Origin of the sequence: Bradyrhizobium septentrionale (genome assembly GCF_011516645.4) — a bacterium.
In the GTDB taxonomy this organism is placed as follows: Bacteria; Pseudomonadota; Alphaproteobacteria; order Rhizobiales; family Xanthobacteraceae; genus Bradyrhizobium; species Bradyrhizobium septentrionale.
This window is the reverse complement of the sequence record NZ_CP088285.1, coordinates 4,873,724-4,897,005: the sequence shown is the minus strand read 5'-3', so window position 1 is coordinate 4,897,005 and position 23,282 is coordinate 4,873,724. Positions and strand designations below refer to the sequence as shown.

Below are 23,282 nucleotides of genomic sequence, written 5' to 3'. Positions count from 1 at the left end.
ACCGGCACTTGCGACCGTAACGCCGGGCCTACCAGGCCTCGCCGAACGGCCTGATCTCGACATTGAACGACCACGCGCTGCGATCCTGGTGCGCGACGTGCCAGATCTCGTCAGCGATCGCTTTCGGCTTGATGAAGAAGTCGTCCGGCCGTTCCGGCCAGCGCTTCCGCGTCCACTCCAGATCGATCACCGCATCAATGACGACGTAGGCGACGTGAACCCCTTGCGGCCCGAGGTCGCGCGCCATCGCTTCGGCAAGAATCCGCTGCGCCGCCTTGGTCGGCGCGAAGCCTGCGAAGCCGGCCTTGCCGCGCAACGCCGAGGTATTGCCGGTCGCCACGATGGCGCCCTTGCCTGCGCTGATCATCGCCGGGGTAAAGCGCCGCGCCAGATACAACAGTCCCATCGTGTTGACCTGGAAGTTGCGATTGAGAATCTGCGGATCGATCTCGCGGAATGTGCCGAACGCGCCGCCGACGGCGTTGTGGATCACGACGCCGGGATTGCCGAGATCGCGCTCCACGGCGGAGGCCACCGCCTCGACCTGCGCGGGGTCGGACACGTCGCATCGATAGGCCTTTGCGCCCGGCAGCTGCCTTTCGAGCGCGGCGAGGCGCTCCTCGTTCCTGGCGAGCAGCGCGACGCGATAGCCGCCTTCGGCGAACCTCCTGGCGAGCGCCGAGCCCGTGCCGGGTCCCACGCCGGAGATCAAACAAACAGGTGCGGTCATGCGATCAACCCTCCGCGTTGCGGCCAACAGGTTTCATGCTCAGGCGACCGCCTTCGACCGCAGCTTCTCGACATAGGGCTTGAGCTCCGGCGCAAAATGCGCGTGCTCGAGCAGCCGGGCAAAATGGGCGAACATCAGCGGATACTGATCCTGCACTCCCGGGTGGAGGATTCTCTCCAACCCCAGCTTGCGCAATTGCTCTGCGCGCCCGTGCTCGTTCATGAAGAGGGCGAGCTCGGCTGTGAGGCAGATGTCGGCAATCGAGATGCCGGTTCCGACCAGCGTCTCGCGCAGCGGCGACAATGCCTGCTCGATCCCCGAGGCATAGATCGCAAACGCGTCCTTGGCGCGCGCGTGAATGGCCGCGTCGACCGTTCCGCCCGACAGAGCGAGCAGATAGATTTGCGTGTCCCGCGCGAACACCAGGCTGACATCGAGAAAACTGTCGATCCTGGACGCCTCGTAGGCGTCACGCCCATAGAGGGCGAACTTCGCTTCACCGAGCCGCGCCACCGCGCGCATGATGCTGTTCGATTCGAAAATCCCGACCTTGCCGTCGGCGCCGAATGCGGCAGGCACATTGCCGAACGGCTGCGCCTCCATGAACGCGTCGGTCTTGAACAGCTGTGCGCCGGTCAGCCCGACCCGGCCGGTTCGCGCCAGCGACGACAGCGCGGCGCGTTCGTGCTCGGTCAGCGGATGGGCATCGTAGTCCCACAGCCAGTCGCGCAATTCCTTGCCCGAGGCGCCTCGCACCTCGACATCGACGCCGCAGAACCGCGCGGCGATGGTCGCTTTCCAGACGCGCGGGTTCGGCAAGTAAGAGAATATACGCAGGTCAGCCATTGTGGACTGCTCCCGTTGCGACAAGCTTCAGGCGGCGAGCTTCAGGATCTTGACGACATCGCCGGGCTCGCGGATCGGCTGCGGGTTGGCCCGGGTGAAGATCGACAGCATCGCGTTCTTGCCGATCAGCTCAAAACGGTCCTCGCCCACGCCGACATCAGCCAGCCGCCGCGGCAGGCCGAGCTCGGCGATAAAGCCGGCGAACGCCTCGCCGGCATCACGCCCCGGCGTTCCGAGCGCGGCGGCGATCGTCTGCTGGGCCGCCTCCGTCGCGGGACGGTTGTAGCGGAGCACGCTCGGCATCATCACCGCCGTGCAGAAATAATGCGGCACGTCGCAGGTGCCGCCGAGGACATGGCCGATGGCGTGGCTCGCGCCCATCGGCACCCGCGCCTGCAATCCGAACGCGGACAGCCACGAGCCCAACTGGCAATTCAGCCGTGCCGCCTCGTCATGCGGATTGTCCTTGGTGCGCAGCAGGCCGTCATGCAGATAGCGCAGCCCCTGCTGGCACACCGCGTCGACGAGTACATTGGGACGGCTGGAGCAGATCGCCTCGATACCGTGGTCCATCGCGCGTGTGCCGGAGCCCAGCCAGAGCTTCTCGGGCGTGTATTTCGTGATCGCGGGATCGAGGATGATGCTGCGCGGCATCATCATCGGGTGATTGAAGATCTGCTTCAGCTTGCGGCTGGTGTCGGTGACCAGCGCGCCGGAATTGTACTCGCCTCCCGAAAGCGTGCTGGGGATCGCGATCATCCGGACCTTCGGGTTGCGGAACGGCCCGAAGCGGCGGTCCGGCGTGGTCTCGAAGCCGTCGAGCCCGGCAGGTTCGAAGATCTCGTGCTCCATGCACATCAGCACGATCTTCGCCGCATCGACTACCGAGCCGCCACCGATGGCGACGACGAGATCCGCTTTGGCCTCACTTGCCTGTCGCGCGATCTGCGTCACCACGTCCCGCGTCGTGTGCTGCGGCACGCCGTCAAAGGTCGCGGCATGGCGGTCGCCGAGCCCTTCGCGGATCTTCTCGATCTCGTCGGTCGTGGTGTTCAGCGTCCGGCTTGCGATCAGATAGACGCGCTTCGCGCCCAGCCGTTCGGCTTCCTCGCGCAGCGCCTCGGCCGCCGGCCTGCCGTAGATCACGGATTCCATGCTGGGGTATTGATGGCTGCCGACGACGCCCATGCTTTCACTCCCTCGATCTGTCCGTGAATTCCCGGCGATTTCAGGCCGACAGTTTGGTGAAGTCCGGCTGACGCCGTTCGGCGAACGCGGCAAAGGCCTCGCGCGCTTCGGGCGTCGTCAGCCGCTCCTTGAACAACACGCCTTCCGCGGCGATCTGCGCCGCGATCCGCTGCTGCTCGCGCATCAGCTTCTTGGTCATGCTGAGCGAACCCGCCGGCCGCTTGGTCAGCGCGACCGCCGCGTCATGCGCGCGCTTGCGCAGATCGGCCTGCGGCACCACGGCATTGGCGAGGCCGGATGCCAGTGCGCCCTGCGCATCCATCGGCTCGCCAAGCGCGAACATCGCATAGGCGCGCGCATGGCCGATCCGCAACGGCAGCAGCCAGCTCGATGCAGCTTCCGGCACCAGAGCGAGATTGACAAAGGGCGTGATCAGCCGCGCATTCTCGGCGAGATAGATGAGATCACAGTGCAGCAGCATGGTGGTGCCGACGCCGACCGCATTGCCCTGCACCGCCGCGACGATCGGCTTGCCGACCTTGCTGATGGTTTCGATGAAAGTGTGGGCCGGACTGTCGACAGTGCCTTCACCGCGCGCCTGGCTTGCGAAGTCAGCCAGATCATTGCCCGCGGTGAAGCTGTCGCCGTCGCCCTGGAACAGGATCACCCGGACAGAGGCATCCGCCTCCACCTGCTTGAGCGCCGCGGACATGACATTGTACATGGCCCCGGTCAGCGCGTTCTTCTTCTCCGGCCGCTGCAGCGTCAGCGTCATCACGCCGGCGGCAATCTCACCCTTGACATGCTCGGTCATGGCACTCTCCTTCAGGCGACGGCGCGGGCCGGTTTGGTTTCGAATTGGCCGTCGAGGAAGCCGGTCAGCCGCTGCCGAATGATCGCTTCAGCCTCGGCCATGATGCGGTCGATCAGCTCCTTGACGGTCGGGATGTCGTTGATCAGCCCGACCACCATGCCGCAGCTCCAGGCGCCGGCATCCATCTCGCCGTCGATCATCACCTTCGGGTAGACGCCGGCGACCTGCTCGTGGATGTCCTCGATCTTCAATTTGGCGCCCTTCTCGCGCTCGATCTCGAGCAGCTCATCGACGCCCTTGTTCTTCAGCACGCGCTCGGTGTTGCGCAGCGCCCGCATCACCAGGCGGGTGTCGAGCTCGTTCGCCTCCACCAGCGCCTTCTTCACATTGGGATGGACCGGCGCTTCCTTGGTGGCGATGAAGCGCGTGCCCATGTTCATGCCGGCTGCGCCCATCGACAGCGCCGCGACGAGGCTGCGCGCATCCGCCATGCCGCCCGAGGCCACGAACGGGATCTTCAGCTCGTCCGCCGCACGCGGCAGCAGGATCATGTTCGGGATGTCATCCTCGCCGGGATGGCCGCCGCACTCGAAGCCGTCGACGCTGACCGCATCGCAGCCGATCTTCTCGGCCTTCAGCGAATGCCGCACCGAGGTGCATTTGTGGATCACCTTGATGCCGGCCGCTTTCAGCGCCGGCATGTACTGCTCCGGGCTGCGGCCCGCGGTCTCCACCGCCTTGACGCCGCCCTCGCGGATCGCCGCGATGTATTCCGGATAGGGCGGCGCGGTGAAGCTCGGCAGGAAGGTGAGGTTCACGCCGATCGGCTTGTCGGTCATGTCGCGGCAGCGCGCGATCTCCTTGGCCAGCAGTTCCGGCGTCCTCTGGGTCAGGCCGGTGATGATGCCGAGGCCGCCGGCGTTGGACACCGCGGCCGCCATCTCGGCGAAGCCGACGTAATGCATGCCGCCCTGGATGATCGGATGCTGGATACCGAACAGTTCAGTGATTGCTGTCTTCACAAGTCTCTCCCCGCGTTGCCGATCAGTGGACGATTTCGAACAGGCCGGCCGCGCCCATGCCGCCGCCGATGCACATGGTCACCACGCCGTATTTCGCCTTGCGCCGCCGGCCCTCGATCAGGAGGTGGCCGGTGAGCCGCGCGCCGGTCATGCCATAGGGGTGGCCGATCGCAATCGAGCCGCCATTGACGTTCAGCTTCTCCGGATCGATGCCGAGCTTGTCGCGGCAATAGATCACCTGCACCGCGTAGGCCTCGTTGAGCTCCCAGAGATCGATGTCGTCGATCTTGAGGTTATGGCGCTTCAACAGCCGCGGGATCGCGGCGACCGGGCCGACGCCCATCTCGTCCGGCTCGACGCCGGCGGCGACGAAGCCGCGGAAGATGCCGAGCGGCTTCAGCCCCTTCTGCGCGGCGATCCTGTCGCTCATGATCACGCAGGCCGAGGCGCCGTCGGAGAGCTGGCTGGCATTGCCGGCGCTGATGGTCTTGCCCTCGAACACCGGCTTGATCTTCGCGAGACCATCCGCGGTGGTATCCGGCCGCGGACCTTCATCCTTGGCCAGCGTCACCTCTTGATAGCTGACGTCCTTGGTGTCCTTGTTGACCACGGCCATTTTTGTCGTGATCGGCACGATCTCGTCGTTGAAACGGCCGCCCTGCAGCGCGGCACCGACGCGGCGCTGGCACTCCAGGCTGTATTCGTCCTGCTTGTCGCGGCCGATCCCGTAACGCTCGGCGACGACCTCGGCCGTCTCCAGCATCGACATGTACATCTCGGGCTTCATGGCCATCAGCTCGTCGTCGACGGCGTGGAACCGGTTCATATGCTCGTTCTGCACCAGGCTGATCGACTCGATGCCGCCGCCGATCGCGATCTCGACGCCGTCAAGCATCACCGAACGCGCGGCAACCGCGATCGCCTGCAGGCCGGAGGCGCACTGCCGGTCGATGGTGGTGCCGGCAACAGTGACGGGGAGGCCGGCGCGGATCGCGCCCTTGCGCGCGACGTTCATCACCATGGTGCCCTGCTGCATGGCGCAGCCCATCACCACGTCCTCGACCTCGCCGGGCGCGATGCCGGCGCGCTTCACCGCTTCGGCCATGACGTGGCCGGCCAGGGTCGGCCCGTCGGTGTTGTTGAGCGCGCCGCGATAGGCCTTGCCGACGCCGGTGCGCGCGGTGGAAACGATGACTGCGTCCTGTGACATGCTTGCCTCTCTGGCTTTAGGCGACCGCCTCGAGCTGCGCGAAGCGCAGCACGTGATAGGCGGGATCGCCGAACTGGATGTTGATGGAAGAAATCCTCTTGAAGTAGTGGCCGACATTGAGCTCGTCGGTCATGCCCATGCCGCCGTGCAGTTGCACGGCCTGGTCCGCCACGAATTTGGCGGCATAGCCGATCTTGGACTTGGCGCCCGAGGCGAGCCGGGAAATGCCGGCCTCACCCTCGTTGAGGCTGAGGCTGAGATGCTGCATCAGGGACAGCGTCTCCTGATGCGCGATGAACATGTCGACCATCCGGTGCTGCAGCACCTGGAAGCTGCCGATCGTGACGCCGAACTGCTTGCGCGTCTTGGAATAGTCCAGGGTCGCCGCGTTCAGCTCACCGATCGCGCCGACCGCCTCGGCGCAGAGCGCGCCGATGGCCTGGTTGCGACAGGCTTCCAGCGCCGTGACGGCCCCGCCTTCGTTGCCGAGCAGCTCTCCGCGCACACCACGCAGGCTGATCTCGGCCGCGCGGCGGCCATCGATCGTCTTGAAGCTTTGCAGATCAAGATTAGCGGCGCGCCGATCGACCACGAACAGACTGACGCCGCCGCGATCGTGACGATGGCCCGAGGTGCGGGCGGAGACGATCAGATAATCCGCCCAGGGCGCCGCCATCACCGCCGTCTTCTCGCCGGTGAGGACATAGTGGCTGCCCTCCCGGCGCGCCGTGGTAGTGACGGTGGCGAGATCGAAGCGCGAGCCTTTCTCGGTCCAGGCCAGCGCCCAAAGTTTTGATCCTGCGATGATGTCGGCAATGAAGGCCTGCTTCTGCGCGTCGGAGCCCGCCTGCTCGATCAGGCCGCCGGCCACCACGACCGTCTCGACGAACGGCTCGACCACGAGATGGCGGCCGAACTCCTGCATGATGATCATGGTCGACAGCGGCCCGCCGCCGAGCCCGCCAACGGCTTCCGAGAATGGCGCCGCGAGCATGCCGAGCTCGGCGAATTCAGCCCATTGCTTGCGGCCAAAACCCTCCTCGCTCGCGACGATCTTGCGGCGGGCGTCGAAATCATACTGGTCGCGCAGCAGCCGCTGGACGCTGGACCGCAACAATTCCTGCTCTTCCGTGAACTGGATATCCATCCGATCCTCTCGTGCCGCTGTTGCCAAAGCGCGATGAGATGCGCGTTAGCTCCTTGTTTGCGCATGATCCGCTTGTCCGGATCGTGCCCTAGAGACCAAGCACCGCCTTGGCGATGATGTTGCGCTGGATCTCGTTCGATCCGCCGTAGATCGAGAGCTTGCGCGAGTTGAGATATTTCTCCGACGCCGTGTGGCCGTAGTCCGGACCCGGCATGAAACGGTTGGCGCTGACCGGATACTCGCGGATCGCAAGCCCGTAATTGCCGATCGCGCGGTGCGTCAGCTCGGTGATGTCCTGGAAGATCTCGGTGCCGCGGATCTTGAACAGCGATGCCGCAGGTCCCGGATCGATGCCACGGGCCATCTGGGCGACGACGCGCAGCTCGGTCGCTTCCAGCGCCAGCACGTCGAGCTCGACGCGGGCGATGTCCCGGATGAATTCCAGATGCGCGGGATCGTCTTCGGGGATCTCGGCCTTGACGATCTTCTTCAGCCGTTCGATGTAGCGCGTCGAGCGGCCGATGCCGGCCATGCTGGTGCGCTCATTGCCGAGCAGGAATTTGGCGTAGGTCCAGCCCTTGTTCTCTTCACCGATCAGGTTCTCGGCGGGAACGCGGACGTTTTCCAGGAAGACGTCGTTGACCTCGTGCGACCCGTCGATTGTGATGATCGGGCGGACGGTGACGCCCGGCGACTTCATGTCGATCAAGAGGAACGAGATGCCGGACTGCGGCTTTGCGGTGGTATCGGTACGAACCAGGCAGAAAATCCAGTCGGCATGCTGCGCCAGCGTGGTCCAGGTCTTGTGCCCATTGACGACGTAGTGGTCGCCGTCGCGCACCGCCTTGGTGCGAACGGTGGCGAGGTCGGAGCCAGAGCCCGGCTCCGAATAGCCCTGGCACCACCAGTCCTCGCCGGAGAGGATGCGCGGCAAGAACTTCTTCTTCTGCGCATCATTGCCGAAGGTGTAGATGACGGGGCCGACCATGGTGACGCTGAACGCCAGCGGTGGCATCGTGCCGGCCCGCGTCGTCTCCTGGTCGAAGATGAAGCGGCGCGTGATCGACCAGCCGGGCCCGCCATATTCCTTCGGCCAGAGCGGCGCGATCCAGCCCTTGGCGTGCAGGATGCGATGCCACAGCAGCATCTGCTCCTTGGAGAGATCGGTCTCCGGATTGGGGACGCGCATCTCCGCCGGATAATTGTCCTTGATGAAGGCGCGGACTTCGTCGCGAAACGCCGCATCTTCAGGAGATAGCGCGAGCTCCATCTGCCGTGCTCCCTACCACTTCTCGCCGAAGGGCCGGATTTCAAGCTCAAACGTCCAGGCGCTCTTCGGCTGCTGGTAGAGCTGCCAGTAGGAGGTCGCGACCGAAGCCGGCGGCATCAGCAGATCGGGATCGTCGAGCGCGTTCGGGCCGAGCGCCTCGATGCGCCGCTGCCGCACCCATTCGGTGTCGACGCCGGAATCGATGATCAGGTGCGCGACATGGATGTTCTTCGGTCCGAGCTCGCGCGCCATCGCCTGCGCCACCGCACGCAGGCCGAACTTGGCGCTGGCAAAGGCGGCATAACCGCTGCCGCCGCGCAACGACGCGGTCGCGCCGGTGAAGAAGATGTTGCCCTCGCCACGCGCCGTCATCAGCCGCGCCGCCTCGCGTCCGGCCAGGAAGCCGGAATAGCAGGCCATCTCCCAGACCTTGCGGAACACGCGCTCGGTGGTCTCCAGGATCGGGAAATTGACGTTGGCGCCGATGTTGAAGATGCAGACCTCGAGCGGCGCATGCTTGTCGGCGTCGTTGAGGAAGGAGATGATCTCCTCCTCCTTGCGCGCATCGAGCGAGCGGGCATGGATCTCGCCGCCTGCCGCCTCGATCTCCTTGACCAGCGGCGCGAGCTTGTCGCCGTTGCGGCGGCCGGCGAAGACCGTAAAGCCCTCGGAGGCGAACTTCTTGGCGATCTCGCCGCCGATGAAATCACCGGCACCAATGACGGCAACCGTCCTGTTTCTCTTCTGCATGGTGGTCTCCGGTCTCTTGTTTGCGTGAACTGTTCTGCGGCGACGCGTCAGCGTCAGGCTCGTGAGCTAGGCTTGGCTGCGCAACGATTCCGCAAGCTTGTGCTTCAGCAGCTTGCCCGTCGACGTGGCGGGCAGAGCATCCATCAGGATAATCTCCGTCGGACGCTTGTACGAGGTCAGTTGCGGAGCAACATGGGCCATCAGGTCCGCCACGGTGACGGTCGAACCCTTGATCAGCTGGACGAAGGCGACGACCTCCTCATTGCCCTCGACCGCCCGGCCGACCACGGCGCACTGCACAACGGCGTCATGCGTGCTCAGCACCGCCTCGATCTCGGCCGGATAGACGTTGAAGCCGGAGCGGATGATCATCTCCTTGGTCCGCCCGACGATGTAGAGGGCGCCATCCTGGAAACGGGCGAGATCGCCGGTGTTGAACCAGCCGTCGGGATCGATCGCCTTGGCAGTCAGGTCGGGAGCGCGGTAATAGCCGCGCATCACATTCGGGCCGCGGACGTGAAGCTCGCCGACTTCGCCATCGGCCACCGGCTTGAGGTCGCGACCGACGAGCTTTGCCTCCAGGCCCGGCATGACGGTGCCGACGGCGTGGTCGGCCCGCGGGTTATCGGGCCGGACACCGGAGATGCCCGGCGAGCATTCGGTGATACCGTAGCCGTTGAGCAAAGGCAGCCCGAGTTCCTGCTCGACCCGGGATTTGAGTTCGAGATCGAGCGGCGCGCCGGCCACCGAGATCACACGCAACCGGCCGCGATCGAGCTTCGGCAGGCCGGCATTGCGGCGGTATTCCAGCAAACGCTGATAGGTCGCGGGCACGCCGTTCAGGATCGTGATGCCCTCCTCGGCCATCGCCTTGACCAGCGCGGCCGGATCGTATTTGGCGACCAGGCGCACGGTGGCGCCGACCATCAAGGTCATCGTCAGCAGCGAGATGCCGACGATATGCGAGATCGGCAGCACGCAATACTGCACGTCATCGGCCGCCATCTTGCGGAAGGCCGCGGTGCCGCGGGCGCTGAACAGCAGATTGCGATGGGTCAGCATCACGCCCTTTGGCGTGCCCGTGGTGCCGGAGGTGTAGATGAGGACCGCGACCTGGTTTGCGCCATCGGCCTCCACCGGCTCGGCAACCGTTGCCAGATTCAGGCTGGTGACGGCGACGCCGCGGAGCGGGCCGACATCCTGCACGGAAGCCTCATAGCGCGCGGCATGCGTGGCTGCTTCCTGCGAGACGTCGGCAGTCAGCAACACGCGGCGGGCGCCGCTGTGATCCCTGATCTGATCGAGCTCTCGCGGCGACAGCCTTGGATTGACCACGATCGACCAGACATCGAGCCGGCTCGCCGCCAGCAGCAGGCAGGCCAGCGGAACGGAATTCTCGCTCACGATCATCAGGCGGTCACCGGCGCGGATGCCGAGCGTCCGCAACGCCTCGGCGACCCGGCCGACCGTTCGATCGAGTTCGCGATAGGTCAGCCGCATCTTGTCGTCGACCAGCGCCAGATGATCCGGCGTCGCCGCGACATGGTGATCGATCACCTCGTGGATGCGGTTCGGCAAGCCTTCCACACTTCCTTCAGCCACTTGCGTCGACGCCTGCACTGAAACCTCCCTGTCGCAGCCCTTCGGGCTTGATTTGTTGGCTTGAGGAATTTGCCGCTCAAGCGGTCTTGCGCTGCGGCGCAGCCAGCTGCGCGACGATCTCCTCCTCGACTTCGCGCAAGCGGTCCTTGCCGAAGAATATCTCGTCGCCGACGAAGAAAGTCGGCGAGCCGAACGAGCCGCGCGCCACGGCATTGCTGGTGTTCTCGATCAGCTTCTTCTTCACCTCGTCCTGCTGGGCGCGGGCGATAATGCGGTCGATATCGAGGCCGGAGGACAGGAACGCCTCGCGGAACACCTGCGGATCGTCCATCTTCTTGGGCTCGGACCACATGTGGTGATAGGCCGCGCGGAAATAGGGCTCGAACAGCCCTTCGAAATCGGCCGCAACGACGCCACGCATCAGCATCAGCGTGTTGACCGGGAAGAACGGGTTCGATCTGAACGTCGTGATGTTGTGGCGCCGCAGGAAGCGCTCGGTCTCGAGCGCGTTGTATTCCGGCTTGTTCTTGATCCCGCGCAGCGACTCGCCGGGCGACATGTTGCCGGTCGCCTTGTAGACGCCGCCAAGCAGCACCGGCACGTAGTCGAACTTCACGCCGGTACGCTTCTCGATCTCCGGCAGCGCCAGTTCCGCGAGGTAGGCGTTCGGACTTCCGAAATCGAAGTGGAATTCGACCTTGAGCGGAGCAGCCATGGAACGCCCTTCCCTTCGATTGTCGGCGGCCGTCTGCTCGGCCGGGTTGATCGTGGGGCGGACCATAAGTTCTATTTTAGAACTGTCAATATGATATTTGTCATCCTATAGCCGAACCATAGGCCAGTTCGAGGCATCCTATTGAAATGACGTCAGTTCTGTTTTAGAATTTCACTTCTATTGTCGTCGCAGAGCGCCGGAGACGCTGATGAAATGGGATACCCTCGAGGAGGAGCCGTGCTCGCTGGCCCGCACCGTCGCGGTGATCGGTGACCGCTGGAGCCTGCTGATCCTGCGCGAATGTTTCCTGCGCATCCGCAGGTTCGATGACTTCCAGGCGTCGCTCGGGATCACCCGCCATTTGCTCGCGGACCGGCTGAAGAAGCTGGTGCGCTTCGGCGTGCTGCGCAAGATTCCCTATCAGGAGGCGCCGAAGCGCTACGAATACATCCTGACCCAGAAGGGCCTCGACCTCTATCCGATCATCATGTCGATCGTGCACTGGGGCAACATCCACATGGTCGACGCGCGCGGCCGGCCGATGCTGCACGAACACAAGACCTGCAAGAAGATGTTCGACCCCGTCATGGTCTGTTCGGAATGCGGCGAACCGCTGAGCGCGAAGGATGTCCACGTCCATCCGGGCCCCGGCGCGCGAAAGTCCTCACCCGTGCACGCAAGGGCGCAGGAGCGGGCCAGACGGGTCGCCGAATCGACCTAGATACGCTTTGCGACCCAGTGCCCCGAGCGACCGTCGACATCAGCGCGTTTCAGCGTGACGGCGTAGCCAGCAGCACGACATTGCCGCCAAGCAGGCAGCCGACCGGCCGGCCGCCGGCGAAGCCGATGCGGACGCGGATCTCCGACAGGCGCCCCATCGCCCTGCCCTGCAGGATCCGAATCTCGTCGTCATCAGGCGTGACCAGGCCGTAATCGAGCAAGCCGAACGCCAGCGCCGCAGCCGCGATGCCGGTTGCGGCGTCCTCGCGATAACCGGATGAGCGCGGGAATTGCCGTGCCTCGAACAGGCGCGCCGCGCGGTCGACCACCGCGAATGGATAGAGCCCGGTCGATCCGATCCGCCCGCAGACCCCCTCGACGTCCCCGACCGAAGGCTCAAGCGCATTCAGCGTCTCCGGCGAGCGCATCGGAATCAATGTCTTGACCCGCGATGTGACCGCATTGCAGAGCGGTTCATTGCCGATCGCATCCGGCCCGACCGCGAGCGCCCGGAGCACGTCATCGCGTTGCTCGGCGTTGAGCGGAACGGTCTTTCCGACCGGCTGGGTGATCTCGACACGGGGCTCGCCGCTACGATCCCGGCTGATGAAGCCGGTGACGGGACCGCTGCGCGTTGCAATCCGGATCGTATCGCCCGGCAGTCGTCCCTGCCGTGCAAGCAGCCAGAGCGCACCGATGGTGGCGTGGCCGCACATTTCCATTTCGTGGTTCGGAACGAAGAAGCGGAACGTCGCGTCGAAATCGTCACTCTCCGCCGGCAACACGAAGCCGGATTCATGACCATGGCGGCGGGCAACGTCCTGCATCTCGGATGCGCTCATGCCGCTGGCATCGGCCACGATGGGACAGGGATTGCCGCCCTGCCCATCCACCGTGAACACGCTGACCAGTTCGACTGTCGTCATGATGCCATCCTCGAGGCTCCTACTTGACCAGCGTCGCGCCGGTCTCCGGATGCTGCAGCCAGCCGAGCAGCGCCTCGTGGAAGCGCGCCGGCGCCTGGATCTGCGGCGAATGGCCGAGGTCGGGGAATTCGATCAGCTGCGCATGCGGAATCCGCTTCGCGGCTTCCTTGCCCAGCACCGGATAATTGCCGAGCGTCTTGCGGATCTCGGGCGGCGCGGTGTCCTTGCCGATCGCGGTGGTGTCCTTGTCGCCGACAAACAGCAGCGTCGGCGGCTTGATCTGCTCGAATTCGTAGAACACCGGCTGGGTCGCGATCATGTCATAGAGCCGCGCCGAGCTTGACGCCACGGCCGCGCGGCCCGGGCCGCGATACATGCCGACCAGCATCTGCACCCACGTCTCGTAGGACGGATCCCAGGTGTCGGCGTAATAGGTGGCGCGCTCATAGGCGCGGATGCCGTCGGCGGTGACGCGCGTCTCACGCTGCATCCAGCCGTCGAGGCTGAGCCACGGCACGCCCTTGGCCTTCCAGTCCTCGAGCCCGATCGGATCGACCAGCACCAGCCGGTCGGTGGCGTCCGGATACATCAGGGCGTAGCGCATCGCCAGCATGCCGCCGGTGGAGTGGCCGACCATGATCGAATGCTCGATCCCGAGCGAGGCAAGCAGCGCGCGGCTGTTGCCGGCCAGCTGCTGGAACGTGAACTGATAGCGTTCCGGCTTGGAGGATTTGCAGAAGCCGATCTGATCCATCGCGATCACGCGATAGCCGGCGCCGCTGAGCGCCTTGATGGTGCCGTCCCAGGTGGCGGCGCAGAAATTCTTGCCGTGCAGCAGCACCGCAGTCTGGCCGTTCGGCGTCGCCGGCTTGACGTCGAGATAGGCCATGTCGAGCTCCTGCCCCTGCGAGCTGAAGCGATAATGCTCGACCGGATAGGGATAGTCGAAGCCCTGCAGCTCCGGGCCATAGGCCGGCTCGGCGGCCGATTGCGCTGACGCGGCGGACGCACCGAGCGCGACGGTCGCAGCGACGGCAAGGTGAAACAGGGCTCTCAGGTGCATCTCTCAAGGTCCGAAAATCAGGGGCGATCCGTGATGCCGTAGCCGAACGGCCGGGCGCCAGCCAGCGCTACAGCGATGATTTGTTCGTGATCGGCTCTGAAGCGTAGTTAGGCCGGATCGAACGCCCGGATCGGCGGCAGATTGCCGTTGAAACGCTCAACCTCGACCGTCGTGAGCTGCCCGGTGCAGCCCTGCGCGAAAGATGACGTGCCGATGTCTCGCGTCAGCACGTTCGGATTGCCGTGAACGCAGAGCGGCGCCTCCTCCTCGGGATCCATCGGGTCGTACCAGGCGCCGGTCGGCAGCTGCACCACGCCGGGCGCAATGCCGTCGGTGACATGCACCGCGGCAAGGCAGGCGCCGCGCGCATTGAAGATGCGGATGATGTCGCCGTCGGCAATGCCGCGCGCCTTCGCGTCGCGCGGGTTCATGCGCGCGACCTCGCGGCCGCGATGCTTGGCCTCGGTGGAATGTCCCCCGAAGTCGAGCTGGCTGTGCAGGCGCGTCACCGGCTGGTTGGCGACCAGGAAGCACGGCGAGCCGGATGTCGGCGTGTCGGTCTTCTCGAGCCAGACCGGATGGCCCGGACAGTCCACGTCGCCGTGATCGGCGATCTTCTGCGAAAAGATCTCGATGCGGCCGCTCGGCGTCGGCAAGGGACGCGCGACCGGGTCCTCACGGAAGCGGCGCAGCGAGCCGCCGTCGTCGAGATGTTGCGGCACGACCAGGCTGCCGCGCTGCCAGAATTCCTCGAAGTGAGGCGCCTCGAGCCCGCGCGCGGCAAGCGCCTTGCGGGTCGGCTCGTAGAGATGATCAAGCCATTGCCGCGACGTGCGCCCTTCGGTGAAGGGCTCGCGCGCCCCTAACCGCTCGGCGAGATCGGCAAAGATGTCGTAGTCGTCGCGCGCGAGGCCGAACGGCTCGGCGATCCGGTGCATGGCAACCATCAGCGGATCGTTGGTGGAATAGCCGATGTCCTCGCGCTCGAGCGTCATCGTCGAGGGCAGCACGATGTCGGCGTGACGCGCGGTGGCGGTCCAGGCGAGCTCGTGCACCACCAGCGTGTCGAGCCGCGCAAAGGCCTTGCGCAGGCGGTTGAGATCCTGGTGATGATGGAACGGATTGCCGCCCGCCCAGTAGACGAGACGGATATCCGGATAGGTTCGCGTCTCGCCATTGTAGCGATAGGCAGCGCCGGGATTGAGCAGCATGTCGGCGATGCGCGCCACCGGAATGAAATCGGCGATGCCGTTGCGGCCCTGCCCGAGCGTCGGTCCCGGCACCGCATTGACGCGACGCCCGTAATAGCCGATCGCGCCGAGCGAATAGGCGTAGCCGCCGCCAGGCAGGCCGATCTGGCCGAGCGCGGCCGCCAGCACCATGCCCATCCACACCGGCTGCTCGCCATGCTCGGCGCGTTGCAGCGAATGCGACACGGTGATCAGCGCGCGCCGCCCGGCGAGCCGCCGCGCGAGCGTCGTGATGGTGTCGGCCGCGATGCCGCAGATCGGCGCAGCCCATTCGGCGCTCTTGGGCTGGCCGTCGCTCTCGCCGGTCAGATAGCGCAGGAACACCGGCCAGCCCTCGGTGTAGCGATCGAGGAAGGCCTGATCGTGCAGGCCTTCGCTCACCAAAGTGTGGACGATGCCGAGCATCAGCGCGGTGTCGGTGCCCGGCACCGCCGTCATCCATTCGGCGCCGGCCTCGACGGGAAGATCGTCGCGCAGCGGGCTGACCAGGACGAACGCGCAACCGCGCCGGTGCGCCGCCTCCATCGCGCCGCGCTCGACGTGCTTGCTGATCGAGCCGCCGGCCACCATCGAGTTCTTCAGCGCCATGCCGCCGAATGCCAGCACGATGTCGGTTTCGGCTGCGATCTGCTCCCAGGTGACGTTGCGCTTGGTGATGTCCTCGTAACCGGTCAGGATCTGCGGCAGCAGCACCGAGGACGCGCCCGAGGAATAGGTGTTCACCGAACGGACATAGCCGCCGAGTGCGATGTTGAGGAAACGGTGCACCTGGCTCTGCGCGTGATGGAAGCGGCCCGCACTGGACCAGCCATAGGAGCCGCCGAACACTGCGCCCGGGCCGATCGTGTCGCGGATCCGCGTCAACTCACCGCCGAGCAGGTCGAGCGCCTGCTCCCAGCTGACGGAGACGAATTCATCGCGGCCGCGGCGATCGTCGGGCCCGGGCCCGCGCTCGAGCCAGCCGCGGCGTATCGCCGGCTGGGCAATGCGCGCCTGATGGCGCAGCGCGCCGGGGAAGTTGTTGATGATGCCGTTCGGATCGGGATCGCCGCCATATGGCCTGACTTCGAGCCCCGCCTTGCCGAACCGCGCCGAAAACACGCCCCAATGCGAGGTGTGCGGCTTGAACCCATCGGACAGATCGAGGCCGGGATCGGGGTAGCCAATGGTTTCGCTCATCGAGTGTCCTTCATCCGCAGCCGGCAGTAAGGCCACGCCTGTGTCGCGACGTTCCGGCCAGTATAATGATCCAATCGGCGCGCGGTACCCGCTATCAGAGATGTCGCACCGCACCGTGCCGGCATGACTGCGGGTGACGGCGGCGGAACTCGCCCCCGGGGCCGCGCTGCCAAAACATCGAAAACAACCCCATGCAAAGGAGCTGGCGGCGGCCGGGTTCGACAAGGCAGGTTGACACGTCGGGCAACTCAGGGATATTTTTCCAATATTCCGAAATCGTGTAAGCCCCCCTCGCCCGCAACAGCGGGCACGCCGGTTGCGATTGCGGCCAAAAATCCTCCCCCACAATTCAAAATGCACCGGCTGCCGCAGCGAGCGATCGCCTGCGCGCTTGCCGCGCGTGCCAGGGAATATCAACATGACACCTGCACCTGAAATCACCGTACCGACGATGGTCGCCGCAACCGACCAGACCCAGGCCACCGCGGCCCCGCGGATAAAACTCTCGCCGCGCGGTTTCTCCATCGACCACCCCGACCCGAAGCTCGGCGAACAGCTGATGGCGAACGCACTGGGTGTCGCCGACCGCGACGCGATGGAGGGCATCCTCCGGCAATTGGTAAAGGCCAGCGTGAACGGCGGCAAACCCTGCGAGGTCAACCTCGCTTTCATGATCTCGATGGTGAAGAGCATTCGCCCACGGGATTCCGTCGAGGCCATGCTGGTGGCGCAGATGGTTTCGGTTCATGTGATGGCGATGCGATGTGCCCATCACCTCGCGCATGCGGACGACCTCGCCCAGCACGACAGCGCCGCGCGCGCCTTGGGCCGGCTCGCCCGCACGTTTCCCGCCCAGATCGAGGCACTGAACCGCTACCGGAGCCATGGCGAGCCCGCCATCACCGTGCAGAACGTGAAGGTGGAGGACGGCGGCAAGGCCATTGTCGGCAACGTCACACAGCATGCGAGCGTGATCGTTTCGGACAAGACGCCGGCAGCCGCGGCGCGGGCACTGAGGCCCGCGGGCTCCAGGCGACGGCATGATGCCGCCGATGCCAGGCAGGACGCACAGGCATGAGCGATCACGTCAGAACGACCGGCCCGATGCTGGCGAGCCCGCGTTGTGGCGCCAGAACCCGCACCAGTGGCGCGTGCCGCGCGCCGGCGGTGCACGGCAAGACGCGCTGCCGCATGCACGGCGGCGCCGAGGGCTCCGGCGCGCCAAGGGCAAACCAGAATGCGCGCAAGCACGGCCGGTTCACCAGGGATGCGATAGCCGAGGGGAGGGAAATTCGGGCGTTGTTGGGGGAAGCGCGGAGGATGTTGGTGCGGACGAAGTGATTGCCTTGGCAGCAACCGGAGGCCACTATGCGTTCCCAACATATAAGCGCTCGTTTCAACCACCTCGCTATTAACAATTCTTGACCGGCGGCCTTTGTCATGAATGGCCGCTTCACTGCTTGAGCCATCTACCAGAGCCGAAGACCGGGCTGAAAATTACCCAGCACACGCCGCGTAAGAATGCCGGGCTAATAATCGACACCATAAGTTGAAATTAGAACAAAAAGAGAACTATATTATCCATTCATTTACCACAACCTGACAGACATAGGCGATGAGGCTGTCCGCGCCTAAGCCAATAAACGCTATTGCGGAATAGATTGTCTATGACCTGTATTAGCCTGGATCTATTAGCCCGTACAGTTTTTGAAGCACCTGATATGCTCGTCTTTATTCCCGCGCGATCTAACGTAATTTGCCTGGTGTTGATGTAGTTCTCGATTAGCTCCCTAGCCGCCTCTGGATCTGCGCTTCATCGTCGAGCTCATCAGATAGCGGAGCGCCGGTTTCATCGCATAGCTGGACCGCAACTCCCTCGCATGGTTCATCAAAGCTTCTGAGGCGTCCCAGCGCGCCAGTCTCAATCCGAGTTTTCGTTTCCTTAGTGTCTATCTCAATGAAGCAACCAGGCGAGTCCGCGTCGTATGAGTTTTTGACGCACTCCAAGATTGCTTGCTCGACGTCGGTCACTAGCTCGCGACCAAGCTGTATCAGAACGTGAGCATCGACCTTTAATTGGACGTCGTCGTCTATAGGCATCAGATTTCCGGTTGTCGGCTTGTGAAAGACGGACAGAAGACTGCGTAAGGCTTTGATAAGGTGGGTATGTAGACGATTCTCAATTAGCGGATGGTCTTAGTCTGCCTGCGCCACCTAAAATCGCCCATCCCAAGGCGTCTGGCAACAAATGTTGCGGTGCGAGAGAGGCCGCGGGAGGCCTTCGATCAGCAGCAGCAGGGCGTCGCCGAGCACGGCGGGGTGACGCGCGCCCATGGCCGTGGCGAGCTCCTGCAAGCGCTTGCGAAAGACCTTTCTTGTACGAGGCGGACCCGCCACCTTGACGTCCGTCCGGTCGAGACAATAAATGATGTTCGTCATATAAACCTGACCCGATCAAGGCCGCGCAAATGCCGGCCATGCCGGTTCGCACAAAGGGCGCGACAGGAGAACCATGCGTCGAATTGTTGTGACGGGCCTGGGGATGGTGTCTCCGCTCGGCTGTGGCAGCGAATTGGTCTGGTCGAGGCTGCTTGCGGGGCAGTCCGGGCTTGCGGCATTGCCCGCGTGGGCGGCGGCCCTGCCGGCCCGCGTCGCAGGACAGGTTCCTGATAAGGCCGAGGATTCGGAGGGCGGGTTCGATCCCGATTCCGCAGCCCCGCGCAAGGACCAGAAGAAGATGGACCGGTTCATCCTGTTCGCGCTGCTCGCAGCAGCCGAAGCCGTGGCACAGGCCGGCTGGATGCCGGCCGAGGCTCGTGCGCAGGAGCGCACCGCCACCGTGATTGCATCCGGTGTAGGCGGGTTTCCCGCGATTGCGGAGGCGGTGCGCACGGCGGAGAAGAGCGGCCTGCGCCGGCTGTCGCCATTCACCATTCCCTCCTTTCTGGCAAATCTCGCAGCCGGGCACATCACCATCCGATACGGCCTCAAGGGTCCGATCGGCGCGCCGGTGACCGCTTGTGCAGCGAGCGTTCAAGCCATCGGCGATGCAGCCCGCTTGATCAGGTCCGGGGAAGCCGAAATTGCGATCTGCGGCGGCGCGGAGGCCTGCATCGATCCCGTGAGCCTTGGCGGCTTTGCGGCCGCGCGGGCACTTTCGACGTCGTTCAACGACACGCCCGCCCGGGCTTCGCGGCCGTTCGACCGCGACCGTGACGGTTTCGTCATGGGCGAAGGCGCCGGCGTCCTTGTCATCGAGGAGCTCGAACATGCCGTGCGGCGCGGCGCCAAGCCGATCGCGGAGATCGTCGGCTACGGCACGACGGCGGACGCCTATCACATCACCGCGGGCCCGGAAGATGGCGACGGCGCCCGGCGCGCCATGGAGGCGGCACTGCGGCAGGCCGGGCTGCGGCCCGACCAGATCCAGCATCTCAACGCGCATTCGACATCGACACCGGTCGGCGATCTCAGCGAATTGGAGGCCACCAAGCGCGTGTTCGGGCGCGAGGGAGGGGTTGCCGTCAGCGCGACCAAGTCGGCGACGGGACACCTGCTCGGCGCCGCCGGCGGCGTCGAGGCCATCTTCACAATTCTGGCGCTGCGCGATCAGGTCGCTCCGCCCACGCTCAATCTGGACAACGGCGACCCGGCTGCGCAGGGAATTGACCTCGTCGCGAACGTGGCGCGGCCGATGGCCATCGAACACGCGATCTCGAACGGCTTCGGATTTGGCGGCGTCAACGCCAGCCTCGTGTTTCGACGATGGTCTTGAGCCGGCTGTCGATCAAATCCGCGATGAGCCGCTCGAGCACGCCGCTCCGGCCGGGCAGCGAGCGGCCCCCCGTCTCGGGGTGCCTGCGGCAGAGCACTAAAGCGCGATGATTTTTGGTTGAATCGGCTTGGCCGCAGACTCGCTTCGCCTCTCCCGCTTGCGGGGGAGGCCGACGCGCTCGGCAGCGCTCTTGCGCGCCTGAGCGCGGCGGGTGGGGGCTCTCTCCACGATGCGACTCGCGTGTTCAACCGGCATGATTCCCGACATTTTGGACCGGCATGATCCCCGACAGTTTGGGTTAAGCGGTCTGTTCGCCCGGTTCGCGCAGCCCCTCACGAGGCGGAGCGAACCGGGTGAACAGGCCGCGGCGGTCGATGAGACCGACGTCGAGGTCGCAGAAGCGGACGACGTGGTCACCGGTATCGAGTTCGGCGATGCCGACAAGTTCGTTCACCAGCGCCTGACCGATAAAGACGAACTTGCCTTTCCATTTAATCTCCCCATTGCCGCGAACACGGCGGGCCTGGTGATCGGCGTCATACCAGGGGTCTTGCTCGCGATCCGGCATGGTGCGTTGAGATGCTCGATAGGCGTCCTCCGGCGGCCGTTGGCCCAGCGCTTCGTGAGGACGTTCCTTATTGTAATGCTCTCGGAAGGCGTCAAAGCGGGCCTGTTGCTCGGACGCATTATCTGCCGGTGGGCTCGATGTTTGCGCCTTCAAGGTGCGATGCATGCGCTCATGGCGACCGTTCTCCTGCGGCGAGGCCGGACGGATGAAGTGCGGCGTAATGCCGAGCTTCAGCCACCAGACCGACAATGTGGTGAGACCGCCGGCGCCGCGCGAGCCGAACGGCGAACCATTGTCGCAGCGGATTGCCCGCGGCAGGCCATGCTCGCGGAAAGCCCTCTCGAAGCGGGGGCGGACGCCCTCGGTCGTCGGTGCGACGATCTGCAGTTCGATCAGGAAGCGACTGTGGCTGTCAGCCACCGTCAACGGATCAATCCGGCACTGGTCGCGGGTGCGGAACCAACCCTTGAAGTCCACGCTCCACTCGTCGTTCGGCTCCTGCACCGGCGTGCAGGGACGCCGCTGGTCGAGCGGACGGCGGCGGCGCTTCACCGGCGAGATCAGCCCCGCGCGCTTGAGAATGCTCCCAATCGTCGACGCCGCCGGCCAATCGATCTCCGGCGCCTGGCGGTCAAGCAGGGCGAGCAGCTTGCGCGGTCCCAGATAGGGAAAGCGCTGCCGAGCCGCGATCACCTTCTCTGCAATCGCCGCATCGGTCGTTTGTCGGCATTGCTGCGGCGCGTGCGAACGGTCCCTGAACCACTCCGGATCGCCGCTCTGCTTCCGCTGGCGCCATGCGTAAAACGTGTCGCGGCAGATACCGTGACGGCGGCACAACTCCGACACGCTCCAGTTCCCGCTCTCGTACTCCATAAGCATCCGGATACGCTCTTCCATCCGACTGGTCTCTCTGAACGGCATCGTCGGGCCCTCCCGCCGATGCTTCTAGAAACCTGTCGGCAATCATGCCGGTCTAAACTGTCGGGTATCTATCCGGTCTGTACCGCGGAGAGAGCCCCCACCCCAGCCCTCCCCCGCAAGCGGGAGAGGGAGCGCAGCGTCTTCGCGGCCGCGAGTTCGACCTGACTTCATCAAGCTTTAACTTGAACGGTCGAGCCGTGATCCGGATAAAGACCACGGCTCGGCTATCCGACCAATATCGGCAAATCGCGTCTCGCTCTAAACCTTGTGCACAGCGTTGTCGCCGGTGGTGACCTTGATATCGGCATAGCGACACGCGCCGTGGCGGCGCTGGAACGGCGCCACGGCCAGCAGCCAGATTTTCGAGATGGCCTTCGCCGATCCACCGATATGGGCGGCATAGTCTGCTGCGATGTCGCGTTCCTGCGCTTGCCAGGTTCCGAGGTCCGCCTTCCCGGAACGGACGATCATATGCGTCTCGATCGCATTCCAGCCGGGCAACGGGCAGCGGAAAACCTTGCCTTCAGGCAAATGTTCGCTCCAGATGTAGGTCAGATCCTGCCCGTCTTCGAACTTCACGCCGATCGAAAGATAGTCGTGGGTCGCAGCCTGGTCTTCCGCGACGGCGGTCGGCAATTGATCGATCTTCCAGCGCCATGCGAGCCGCGGACGAGAGGCCAATGGAAGCGACAGCGGCCGCTCGATGATGCTGACGTAGCCCGTGGTGTCGCAGACGATCTCGCCGTCTGCACCCTGGCTGAAGACTTCCTGTCCACCTCCAAAACCGAGCAGGTTCGACCAGCCCGGCGGCAGCTTGCCGCCACGCTCAAGACGCGCAAGCTCGGACTTGAGCAGACCGCCCACGTCGCCATGCGCCAGCAGACTCTTGACGCCCACGCCGGCATCGGCGCGCCACAGCAGGGCGATACCGGTCACCTTGACATCCGCCTTCCTGTAGATGTCTTCCGGCGTCGCCAGCACCCCGTCCTCACTGGCCCATTCCGCGGCCGAACGCGCGACCTCGATCCGTCCATCGTGGGAGGCCGTCATGGTCCCGGTATCCAGCATCGGATTGTAGATCGGCCGGAGCCCGCGCGTGCGCGCGTGGAAGACCAGGCCGGGACCGAACCAAAGATGATGCTCGCGCGACAGCCACATCCGGCCGCTCAGCAGGAACGTCACCTGCTGGCCCTGCGCCGCGTCGAGCCCGAGATCGGTCCATGGCAGATCGCTGCCGTTGATCTCGAAAGCCTTGTAGGCAACCAGTTCCGGTGAACTCGCCTTCGCAATGATTTCCTTGATCCCGCTCACCAGATCCGCCGGAGCCGGACCGCCCTGCTCGGCCGCTTGCGCCGTCCGCAACGCAGGCCCGGCAAAGGGCAGCACCAGACCGAGCGCCGATGCACGCAACATGACATCACGTCGGGAAATTTTCCCGATACGGTCGGCCGCGGACGACACGCCAAAACCAAGACAAGCCAAGCACATGCATTCCTCCCTGGTCCCGGTCGACGCCGGCGTTGGGCCGTGTTCATCGCTGGGGTTTCGAATGCTAGGCTTTCGCCGCGAATTCAGCCTGCCATGAC

Annotated in this window: 21 protein-coding genes; 4 read left to right on the top strand and 17 right to left on the bottom strand. The window is 64.8% G+C overall.

Annotation, left to right across the window (positions count from 1 at the left end):
- Window positions 1-28: 28 nt before the first annotated feature.
- The 11 genes from HAP48_RS25065 to HAP48_RS25015 all read right to left on the bottom strand — a co-directional run bounded on the left by HAP48_RS25065 (window position 29) and on the right by HAP48_RS25015 (window position 11,294).
- Window positions 29-730, bottom strand: a complete 702-nt coding sequence (locus HAP48_RS25065) for an SDR family NAD(P)-dependent oxidoreductase (protein ID WP_166209318.1) — start codon at window positions 728-730, stop codon at window positions 29-31.
- A gap of 39 nt (window positions 731-769) precedes the next feature.
- The gene (locus HAP48_RS25060; protein ID WP_166209321.1) at window positions 770-1,576 is read right to left on the bottom strand and encodes a glutathione S-transferase family protein; all 807 of its coding nucleotides are present in this window, start codon (window positions 1,574-1,576) and stop codon (window positions 770-772) included.
- 27 nt (window positions 1,577-1,603) lie between these two features.
- The gene (locus HAP48_RS25055) at window positions 1,604-2,764 is read right to left on the bottom strand and encodes an iron-containing alcohol dehydrogenase (protein ID WP_166209324.1); all 1,161 of its coding nucleotides are present in this window, start codon (window positions 2,762-2,764) and stop codon (window positions 1,604-1,606) included.
- Between the two features lie 40 nt (window positions 2,765-2,804).
- Window positions 2,805-3,578 (bottom strand): enoyl-CoA hydratase-related protein, encoded by a 774-nt coding sequence (locus tag HAP48_RS25050; protein WP_166209327.1) that lies wholly within the window; start codon window positions 3,576-3,578, stop codon window positions 2,805-2,807.
- An 11-nt stretch (window positions 3,579-3,589) separates the two neighbouring features.
- A complete protein-coding gene (locus HAP48_RS25045; RefSeq protein ID WP_166209330.1) occupies window positions 3,590-4,600 on the bottom strand; it encodes an NAD(P)H-dependent flavin oxidoreductase in 1,011 nt (336 codons plus the stop codon).
- A 22-nt stretch (window positions 4,601-4,622) separates the two neighbouring features.
- Window positions 4,623-5,810, bottom strand: coding sequence for an acetyl-CoA C-acyltransferase (locus tag HAP48_RS25040; protein ID WP_166209333.1), 1,188 nt, complete (start codon window positions 5,808-5,810; stop codon window positions 4,623-4,625).
- 16 nt (window positions 5,811-5,826) lie between these two features.
- Window positions 5,827-6,957 carry an acyl-CoA dehydrogenase family protein gene (locus HAP48_RS25035; protein WP_166209336.1) on the bottom strand — a complete coding sequence of 377 codons (1,131 nt, stop codon included), beginning with the start codon at window positions 6,955-6,957 and terminating at the stop codon, window positions 5,827-5,829.
- Window positions 6,958-7,045: 88 nt separating this feature from the next.
- The gene (locus tag HAP48_RS25030) at window positions 7,046-8,227 is read right to left on the bottom strand and encodes an acyl-CoA dehydrogenase family protein (RefSeq protein ID WP_166209339.1); all 1,182 of its coding nucleotides are present in this window, start codon (window positions 8,225-8,227) and stop codon (window positions 7,046-7,048) included.
- 12 nt (window positions 8,228-8,239) lie between these two features.
- Window positions 8,240-8,977 (bottom strand): SDR family oxidoreductase, encoded by a 738-nt coding sequence (locus HAP48_RS25025; protein ID WP_166209342.1) that lies wholly within the window; start codon window positions 8,975-8,977, stop codon window positions 8,240-8,242.
- Window positions 8,978-9,043: 66 nt separating this feature from the next.
- A complete protein-coding gene (locus HAP48_RS25020; protein ID WP_224496577.1) occupies window positions 9,044-10,597 on the bottom strand; it encodes a class I adenylate-forming enzyme family protein in 1,554 nt (517 codons plus the stop codon).
- A gap of 58 nt (window positions 10,598-10,655) precedes the next feature.
- Window positions 10,656-11,294: a 2-hydroxychromene-2-carboxylate isomerase gene (locus HAP48_RS25015; RefSeq protein ID WP_166209345.1), complete on the bottom strand. Its 639-nt coding sequence runs from the start codon at window positions 11,292-11,294 to the stop codon at window positions 10,656-10,658.
- A gap of 208 nt (window positions 11,295-11,502) precedes the next feature.
- Between HAP48_RS25015 and HAP48_RS25010 the strand changes: the two genes are divergently transcribed.
- Complete coding sequence (locus HAP48_RS25010; protein ID WP_029080410.1) at window positions 11,503-12,015, top strand: winged helix-turn-helix transcriptional regulator; 513 nt, start codon at window positions 11,503-11,505, stop codon at window positions 12,013-12,015.
- Window positions 12,016-12,064: 49 nt separating this feature from the next.
- Here the strand turns inward: HAP48_RS25010 and HAP48_RS25005 are convergent, their stop codons facing one another.
- From HAP48_RS25005 to HAP48_RS24995, 3 genes are all read right to left on the bottom strand, one after another.
- Window positions 12,065-12,940 carry a PhzF family phenazine biosynthesis protein gene (locus HAP48_RS25005; RefSeq protein ID WP_166209348.1) on the bottom strand — a complete coding sequence of 292 codons (876 nt, stop codon included), beginning with the start codon at window positions 12,938-12,940 and terminating at the stop codon, window positions 12,065-12,067.
- 19 nt (window positions 12,941-12,959) lie between these two features.
- Window positions 12,960-14,003, bottom strand: coding sequence for an alpha/beta fold hydrolase (locus HAP48_RS25000; protein ID WP_166209351.1), 1,044 nt, complete (start codon window positions 14,001-14,003; stop codon window positions 12,960-12,962).
- Window positions 14,004-14,110: 107 nt separating this feature from the next.
- Window positions 14,111-16,432 (bottom strand): molybdopterin guanine dinucleotide-containing S/N-oxide reductase, encoded by a 2,322-nt coding sequence (locus HAP48_RS24995; protein WP_166209354.1) that lies wholly within the window; start codon window positions 16,430-16,432, stop codon window positions 14,111-14,113.
- 418 nt (window positions 16,433-16,850) lie between these two features.
- Between HAP48_RS24995 and HAP48_RS24990 the strand changes: the two genes are divergently transcribed.
- The gene (locus tag HAP48_RS24990; RefSeq protein WP_166216054.1) at window positions 16,851-17,510 is read left to right on the top strand and encodes a hypothetical protein; all 660 of its coding nucleotides are present in this window, start codon (window positions 16,851-16,853) and stop codon (window positions 17,508-17,510) included.
- On the top strand, window positions 17,507-17,773 hold the full coding sequence (locus HAP48_RS24985; RefSeq protein ID WP_166209357.1) for an HGGxSTG domain-containing protein: 267 nt from the start codon (window positions 17,507-17,509) through the stop codon (window positions 17,771-17,773). Before HAP48_RS24990 ends, HAP48_RS24985 begins: the two co-directional genes overlap by 4 nt.
- Before the next feature lie 873 nt (window positions 17,774-18,646).
- Here the strand turns inward: HAP48_RS24985 and HAP48_RS24980 are convergent.
- Window positions 18,647-18,871, bottom strand: coding sequence for a hypothetical protein (locus tag HAP48_RS24980; RefSeq protein WP_166202876.1), 225 nt, complete (start codon window positions 18,869-18,871; stop codon window positions 18,647-18,649).
- A gap of 73 nt (window positions 18,872-18,944) precedes the next feature.
- Here HAP48_RS24980 and fabF point away from each other — a divergent pair, with 73 nt between their 5' ends.
- Window positions 18,945-20,207: a beta-ketoacyl-ACP synthase II gene (gene fabF / locus HAP48_RS24975; RefSeq protein WP_166209360.1), complete on the top strand. Its 1,263-nt coding sequence runs from the start codon at window positions 18,945-18,947 to the stop codon at window positions 20,205-20,207.
- A gap of 298 nt (window positions 20,208-20,505) precedes the next feature.
- Here the strand turns inward: fabF and HAP48_RS24970 are convergent, their stop codons facing one another.
- Window positions 20,506-21,672: an integrase core domain-containing protein gene (locus HAP48_RS24970; protein WP_224496526.1), complete on the bottom strand. Its 1,167-nt coding sequence runs from the start codon at window positions 21,670-21,672 to the stop codon at window positions 20,506-20,508.
- A 282-nt stretch (window positions 21,673-21,954) separates the two neighbouring features.
- A complete protein-coding gene (locus HAP48_RS50865) occupies window positions 21,955-22,746 on the bottom strand; it encodes a DUF3047 domain-containing protein (protein ID WP_420869908.1) in 792 nt (263 codons plus the stop codon).
- Window positions 22,747-23,282: the final 536 nt, after the last annotated feature.

What these genes read in the sequence shown, in the direction of transcription:
- HAP48_RS25055 (WP_166209324.1), bottom strand. Translation starts at nt 2,764, where the DNA reads ATGGGCGTCGTCGGCAGCCATCAATACCCCAGCATGGAATCCGTGATC.
- HAP48_RS25060 (WP_166209321.1), bottom strand. Translation starts at nt 1,576, where the DNA reads ATGGCTGACCTGCGTATATTCTCTTACTTGCCGAACCCGCGCGTCTGG.
- HAP48_RS25040 (WP_166209333.1), bottom strand. Translation starts at nt 5,810, where the DNA reads ATGTCACAGGACGCAGTCATCGTTTCCACCGCGCGCACCGGCGTCGGC.
- HAP48_RS25010 (WP_029080410.1), top strand. Translation starts at nt 11,503, where the DNA reads ATGAAATGGGATACCCTCGAGGAGGAGCCGTGCTCGCTGGCCCGCACC.
- HAP48_RS24970 (WP_224496526.1), bottom strand. Translation starts at nt 21,672, where the DNA reads ATGGAAGAGCGTATCCGGATGCTTATGGAGTACGAGAGCGGGAACTGG.
- HAP48_RS25005 (WP_166209348.1), bottom strand. Translation starts at nt 12,940, where the DNA reads ATGACGACAGTCGAACTGGTCAGCGTGTTCACGGTGGATGGGCAGGGC.
- HAP48_RS25030 (WP_166209339.1), bottom strand. Translation starts at nt 8,227, where the DNA reads ATGGAGCTCGCGCTATCTCCTGAAGATGCGGCGTTTCGCGACGAAGTC.
- HAP48_RS50865 (WP_420869908.1), bottom strand. Translation starts at nt 22,746, where the DNA reads ATGACGGCCTCCCACGATGGACGGATCGAGGTCGCGCGTTCGGCCGCG.
- HAP48_RS24985 (WP_166209357.1), top strand. Translation starts at nt 17,507, where the DNA reads ATGAGCGATCACGTCAGAACGACCGGCCCGATGCTGGCGAGCCCGCGT.
- HAP48_RS25015 (WP_166209345.1), bottom strand. Translation starts at nt 11,294, where the DNA reads ATGGCTGCTCCGCTCAAGGTCGAATTCCACTTCGATTTCGGAAGTCCG.
- HAP48_RS24995 (WP_166209354.1), bottom strand. Translation starts at nt 16,432, where the DNA reads ATGAGCGAAACCATTGGCTACCCCGATCCCGGCCTCGATCTGTCCGAT.
- HAP48_RS25000 (WP_166209351.1), bottom strand. Translation starts at nt 14,003, where the DNA reads ATGCACCTGAGAGCCCTGTTTCACCTTGCCGTCGCTGCGACCGTCGCG.
- fabF (WP_166209360.1), top strand. Translation starts at nt 18,945, where the DNA reads ATGCGTCGAATTGTTGTGACGGGCCTGGGGATGGTGTCTCCGCTCGGC.
- HAP48_RS25025 (WP_166209342.1), bottom strand. Translation starts at nt 8,977, where the DNA reads ATGCAGAAGAGAAACAGGACGGTTGCCGTCATTGGTGCCGGTGATTTC.
- HAP48_RS24990 (WP_166216054.1), top strand. Translation starts at nt 16,851, where the DNA reads ATGACACCTGCACCTGAAATCACCGTACCGACGATGGTCGCCGCAACC.
- HAP48_RS25065 (WP_166209318.1), bottom strand. Translation starts at nt 730, where the DNA reads ATGACCGCACCTGTTTGTTTGATCTCCGGCGTGGGACCCGGCACGGGC.
- HAP48_RS25050 (WP_166209327.1), bottom strand. Translation starts at nt 3,578, where the DNA reads ATGACCGAGCATGTCAAGGGTGAGATTGCCGCCGGCGTGATGACGCTG.
- HAP48_RS24980 (WP_166202876.1), bottom strand. Translation starts at nt 18,871, where the DNA reads ATGACGAACATCATTTATTGTCTCGACCGGACGGACGTCAAGGTGGCG.
- HAP48_RS25035 (WP_166209336.1), bottom strand. Translation starts at nt 6,957, where the DNA reads ATGGATATCCAGTTCACGGAAGAGCAGGAATTGTTGCGGTCCAGCGTC.